The sequence below is a fragment of the Serratia sp. (in: enterobacteria) genome, assembly GCF_046715635.1.
In the GTDB taxonomy this organism is placed as follows: domain Bacteria; phylum Pseudomonadota; class Gammaproteobacteria; order Enterobacterales; family Enterobacteriaceae; genus Chania.
In genome coordinates this window covers 1-6,349 of the sequence record NZ_JBKJYW010000453.1, presented here as the reverse complement: position 1 = coordinate 6,349, position 6,349 = coordinate 1, and the positions used below count along the sequence as shown (strand labels likewise).

The 6,349-nt window shown below is 55.7% G+C and carries 3 protein-coding genes; all 3 read left to right on the top strand.

The genetic code is table 11. The features are described 5' to 3' along the window. The first annotated feature begins 934 nt into the window (after positions 1-934). The gene (gene acnB / locus ACLQ7H_RS23510; protein WP_121607801.1) at positions 935-3,532 is read left to right on the top strand and encodes a bifunctional aconitate hydratase 2/2-methylisocitrate dehydratase; all 2,598 of its coding nucleotides are present in this window, start codon (positions 935-937) and stop codon (positions 3,530-3,532) included. Positions 3,533-3,752: 220 nt separating this feature from the next. Next, entirely contained in the window at positions 3,753-5,414 is a 1,662-nt protein-coding gene (gene mdcA, locus ACLQ7H_RS23505) for a malonate decarboxylase subunit alpha (protein ID WP_368458455.1), read from the top strand. Continuing rightward, entirely contained in the window at positions 5,414-6,268 is an 855-nt protein-coding gene (locus ACLQ7H_RS23500; protein WP_411754749.1) for a triphosphoribosyl-dephospho-CoA synthase, read from the top strand. The genes mdcA and ACLQ7H_RS23500 overlap by 1 nt, the downstream gene beginning before the upstream one ends. The last annotated feature ends 81 nt before the right edge of the window (positions 6,269-6,349 follow it).

The window sequence follows — 6,349 nt, the reverse complement described above, 5'->3', positions numbered from 1 at the left end:
ACCCGAAAGCCAAGAAGAAGTAATTTCTGCGGTTGGTAAGGTTGATCAACGGCTCCTGTAAAGGGGCCGTTTTTATTTTGGATTAAATGCCAATAAAAGGCCGCTCAAAGAGCGGCCAGTAGCTTACATGTTCTGGAATACGACGTTGAAGATCAGTTGGTTGCCGGAAACTGACAAGCCACCTTTACTGACTACAAACACCTATCCCAGTACAATGAGCAGGATAATGAGTGATCTCCCTTTCATTGCGCGTTCCTTGTGGAACCACGACCACCGCGACTTCACCGGGAAAGCCCCGGTGGAACAAGCACTTGGTAATGCTTGTATCGCAGTAGTTGCAGCACTGTTCTCAAGCCCGATGACCGGCTGCTAAACCGGCAGAACAGACCCAAAATCAGAGTACATAAAACAGCGTTTTTTTGCATCAAATCGGTTGATTTTTTAACCATCTTTACGCACAATGCTGGAACTTGGTAGTGCTTGTATCGTTCTTTAACGATGTAAAAAATTCATTCGGTGCCTGCTAACACCGCGCGGATACAAAAGAACCGTCTTTATGGCGGTTTTTTTGTGCCCAACGCCCGCCAATTTCTCCCAACCCTATCGATAACCATTGTAAAAGTATGGACGTTATGTTGTGCTCATTGGGCTGAGATTGCTGTTGTGCCGTAACGAACCCGAGCCCGTCCCGCCTGCTTTGCAGCCGATTACGCTGCGGTCAACGATTCAGCAAAGATTTAATGTTGCTTTTATGTGAACGAATTAACAACCGATTCAAATCCTGATATGCTGGCTGGGCGGAACCGGGCACTGTACCTTACTTACAGTCCAGGATATCGACAGCAGTGCCCCGTCAAATATCGCCGTGCGCTAAACCCGGTTTGAATATAAAACGCCAGGCACAATAAATGACAATGAGAGCGAGGAGAAAGTCGTGCTAGAAGAATACCGTAAGCACGTGGCCGAGCGTGCTGCAGAGGGCATCGTCCCTAAGCCATTAGATGCGACACAAATGGCAGCGCTGGTTGAATCATTAAAAAATCCGCCAAAAGGCGAAGAAGAATTTCTGTTAGACCTGCTGATTAACCGTGTACCACCGGGCGTCGACGAAGCCGCCTATGTCAAAGCAGGTTTTCTGGCAGCCGTTGCCAAAGGCGAAGCCACTTCCCCCCTGGTTACCCCCGAAAAAGCCATTGAACTGCTAGGCACCATGCAGGGCGGTTACAACATTCATCCGCTGATCGATGCGTTGGATAACGAAAAGCTGGCACCGATTGCTGCCAAGGCGCTTTCCCATACGCTGCTGATGTTTGATAACTTCTACGACGTAGAAGAGAAAGCCAAAGCCGGTAACCCACACGCCAAGCAGATCATGCAGTCCTGGGCCGATGCCGAATGGTATCTGTCTCGCTCACCGTTGGCGGAAAAGATCACCGTGACCGTGTTCAAAGTGACTGGCGAAACCAACACCGACGATCTGTCACCCGCTCCGGATGCCTGGTCACGTCCAGATATCCCACTGCATGCGCTGGCTATGCTCAAGAGCGAACGTGAAGGTATTTTCCCGGATCAACCGGGTAGCGTTGGCCCGATCAAGCAGATTGAAGAGCTGAACAAGAAAGGTTTCCCGCTGGCCTACGTCGGTGACGTGGTCGGTACCGGTTCTTCCCGTAAATCTGCCACCAACTCGGTGCTGTGGTTTATGGGTGACGACATCCCCTACGTGCCGAACAAGCGTGGCGGCGGTGTGGTGCTGGGCGGCAAGATTGCGCCAATCTTCTTTAACACTATGGAAGATGCTGGTGCGTTGCCGATCGAAGTGGACGTCTCCAACCTGAACATGGGCGATGTGATCGACATCTTCCCGTATAAAGGCGAAGTGCGTAACCATGAAACCGGTGAACTGGTTGCCAGCTTCGAGCTGAAAACTGATGTGCTGCTGGATGAGGTGCGTGCCGGTGGCCGTATCCCACTGATTATCGGCCGTGGCTTGACCACCAAGGCGCGTGAAGCGCTGGGCCTGCCGCACAGCGAAGTGTTCCGCATTGCCAAGCCGGTAGCGGCTAGCAGCAAGGGCTTCTCGCTGGCGCAGAAAATGGTTGGCCGCGCCTGTGGCGTTGCTGGTGTTCGCCCTGGCGAATACTGCGAACCTAAGATGACCTCGGTTGGTTCACAGGATACCACCGGCCCGATGACCCGTGACGAGCTGAAAGATCTGGCTTGCCTGGGCTTCTCTGCCGATCTGGTGATGCAGTCGTTCTGTCACACTGCCGCGTACCCGAAACCGGTAGACGTCACGACTCACCATACGCTGCCAGACTTCATCATGAACCGTGGCGGCGTTTCGCTGCGCCCGGGTGATGGTGTGATCCACTCCTGGCTGAACCGCATGTTACTGCCGGATACCGTCGGGACCGGTGGCGACTCCCACACCCGCTTCCCGATCGGCATTTCCTTCCCTGCCGGTTCTGGTCTGGTGGCCTTTGCTGCCGCGACCGGTGTGATGCCGCTGGATATGCCTGAGTCGGTGCTGGTGCGCTTCAAAGGCAAAATGCAGCCTGGTATCACCTTGCGTGATCTGGTGCATGCTATCCCTTACTACGCGATCCAGCAGGGCCTGTTGACCGTAGAGAAGAAGGGCAAGAAGAACATCTTCTCTGGCCGCATTCTGGAGATCGAAGGTCTGCCGGAACTGAAGGTTGAGCAGGCGTTTGAGCTGACCGATGCCTCGGCAGAGCGTTCCGCCGCCGGTTGTACCATCAAGCTGGATAAGGCACCGATCGCCGAATATCTGAGCTCTAACATCGTGCTACTGAAGTGGATGATCTCCGAAGGTTATGGCGATCGCCGTACCCTGGAGCGCCGTATTCAGGGGATGGAAAAATGGCTGGCGGATCCGCAGTTGCTGGAAGGCGATGCGGATGCGGAATATGCCGCAGTGATCGAAATCGATCTGGCCGATATCAAGCAACCTATCCTGTGTGCGCCGAACGATCCGGACGACGCGCGCCTGTTGTCCGACGTGGCCAACAGCAAGATCGATGAAGTGTTTATCGGTTCCTGCATGACCAACATCGGCCACTTCCGTGCGGCGGGTAAACTGTTGGATCAGCATAAAGGCCAACTGCCAACTCGTCTGTGGGTGGCTCCGCCAACCAAGATGGACGCAGCTCAACTGACTGAAGAAGGCTACTACAGCGTCTTTGGCAAGAGCGGTGCGCGTATCGAGATCCCTGGCTGTTCACTGTGTATGGGTAACCAGGCACGCGTGGCGGATGGTGCGACCGTGGTTTCCACCTCGACCCGTAACTTCCCGAACCGTCTGGGTACCGGTGCCAACGTTTATCTGGCTTCCGCTGAGCTGGCTGCGGTGGCATCACTGCTGGGCCGTCTGCCAACGCCTGATGAGTATCAGACCTATATGGCACAGGTCGACAAGACGGCGGCGGATACCTACCGTTACCTGAACTTCGACCAACTGACCCAGTACACGGAAAAAGCCGACGGTGTGATTTTCCAAACCGCGGTGTAATTCGGTACTGAGTTAGCATCATCACGGGGAGCCTTTGGGTTCCCCGTTTTTGTGTGATCGCTCCCCGCTTTTATTGATAATAACTGATTGATTAGTATTGATTTGATGAAATCATTACTCTCAGGCTAACAAACTGTCCCCCGACTTGATTGATGGCGCTCTCCTAGACTCTTACTCTAAACGAACTGAACAGAACCAAGTAAACCCAGGAGGTTGAGGTATGTCGCTTCATCAAAGCCCCACGCGCGTTTGGGATACCCGGCGGCAGGAAAAAAAACGCCGTATCGCGAGTGTGCAAGGGCAGTCGCAGGGCAAAGTGATCCCTACCGCCGATCTGACCAGCGTGCTGGAAAAACTGCTGGTTTCTGGCGATCGGGTGGTGCTGGAAGGCAATAACCAGAAACAGGCCGATTTTCTCTCCCGCATGCTCGCCGAGGTCAACCCCGCCAAAGTCCACGATCTGCATATGATCATGCCAAGCGTTGGCCGCGCCGAGCATCTGGATATTTTTGAGAAAGGCATCGCACGCAAGCTCGATTTTGCCTTCTCTGGTACCCAGAGCCTGCGCATTTCCCAACTGCTGGAGGATGGGCAGCTCGAAATCGGTGCCATCCACACCTATATCGAACTCTATTCCCGCCTGTATGTGGATCTGGTGCCGAACGTGGCGCTAGTGGCCGGGTTCAAGGCCGATCGTCATGGCAATCTGTACACCGGGCCAAGTACCGAAGATACCCCGGCGCTGGTTGAGGCCACCGCGTTTAAAGACGGCATCGTCATCGCTCAGGTCAACGAACTGGTTGATGATGAAACGGACCTGCCAAGAGTTGATATCCCCGGTTCATGGATTGATTTTGTGGTGGTGGCAGACAAGCCGTTCTTTATTGAACCGCTGTTTACCCGCGATCCGCGCCTGATCAAACCCGTGCATGTGTTGATGGGGATGATGGCGATCAAAGGCATTTACGCCAAACATCAGGTGCAATCGCTGAACCACGGTATCGGCTTTAACACCGCCGCCATTGAACTGCTGTTACCTACCTACGGCGAGCAACTGGGGCTGAAGGGTAAAATCTGTAAACACTGGACCCTGAACCCGCATCCGACCCTAATCCCGGCGATTGAAAGTGGCTGGGTGGAAACTGTGCACTGCTTTGGTGGTGAACTGGGGATGGAGAACTATATCGCCGCCCGCCCAGATATTTTCTTTACCGGTAGCGATGGTTCCATGCGCTCCAACCGCGCGTTCTGCCAGATGGCCGGTCAGTACGCCGTAGATATGTTTATCGGCTCCACCTTGCAGATCGACGGTATGGCCCACTCTTCTACCGTGACACGTGGCCGCCTCTCCGGTTTTGGCGGAGCACCGAACATGGGGCACGATCCACACGGTCGTCGCCACGCTACTCCTGCCTGGTTAGATATGATCGAAGAGCCGGATCCGTTGGCCCGCGGCCGCAAGCTGGTGGTGCAGATGGTGGAAACCTTCCAGGCGGGTGCCAAACCGACCTTCGTAGAAAAACTCGATGCCGTCGATGTGGCGCAAGAGTCTGGCATGCCGCTGGCACCGGTGATGATTTATGGCGATGACGTGACCCACGTGCTGACCGAAGAGGGCATCGCTTATCTGTATCGTGCGCGCTCGCTGGAAGAGCGCCGCGCCATGGTGGCTGCGGTGGCCGGTATCACCGATATCGGGCTGGGTGTGGACGCTAAACGCGTGGCCGAGCTGCGCCGCGAAGGCAAAGTGGTGTTCCCGGAAGATCTCGACATTCGCCGCACCGATGCTTCGCGTTCTTTGCTGGCTGCAGGCAGCGTAGCGGATCTGGTCGAGTGGTCCGACGGCCTGTATAACCCGCCAGCGAAATTCCGGAGCTGGTAATGAAACTTTCCCCCTGTTTTAGCGTATGCGAGGCGGATGTAGCGGCTGTGCAGTTAGCCGAATGGGCTACGCAGGCGCTGTTGGATGAGGCACGCCTCAGCCCGAAGCCAGGGCTGGTGGATGCTCGGGGTTCAGGAGCGCATCAGGATCTGTCATTGGCGCTGATGGAGCGTTCTGCCAATAGCCTTACCCCGGTCTTCCAGGCATTGGCGATTGCTGGCTGGCAACGCCCGGCAGACAGTGCATTACGCCAGGAAGTTGGCCGGATTGGCCGCGAAGGCGAACGCTTGATGATGGCCGCTACCGCCGGGGTTAATACTCACCGTGGAGCGATCTGGGCGCTGGGCCTGCTGGTGACGGCGGTGGCAATGCAAGCAGGTAACGCTACCCCGCGCAATAGCTGCCAGTTGGCTGCGCAATTGGCGCAGTTACCCGATCATGCCAGTCCAAAACTGTTCAGCAAGGGTCTGCGAGCCACGCAGCGTTATCAGGTTCCAGGTGCGCGTGAGGAAGCCCAACAAGGCTTTCCCCATGTGATGCGACGGGCGCTGCCGCAGTTGTGGCGCAGCCGCAGTCAGGGGGCCAGTGAGCAAGCCGCACAGATAGATGCGCTGATGGCGGTGATGACCACCCTGAGCGATACCTGCGTGTTGTCGCGCGGCGGTTTGCCAGCGCTACAGGCGATGCAATTGGGCGCTGCAGAGGTTCTGCATGCCGGTGGATATCAGCATCCCGCAGGGCGGGCGGCGCTGGCAAAACTGGAGCAACGGCTATTAGCCAGCAATGCTTCGCCAGGCGGCGCGGCCGATTTACTGGCTGCGGCACTCTTCCTCGATCGGGCTACGGCTCGCTGAATAATCAATCAAGAGGATGTTATGGAACATATCAATTTGAGTTATCCGGCCAGCGTCTCGCTACCGAGTAGAGCATTAACC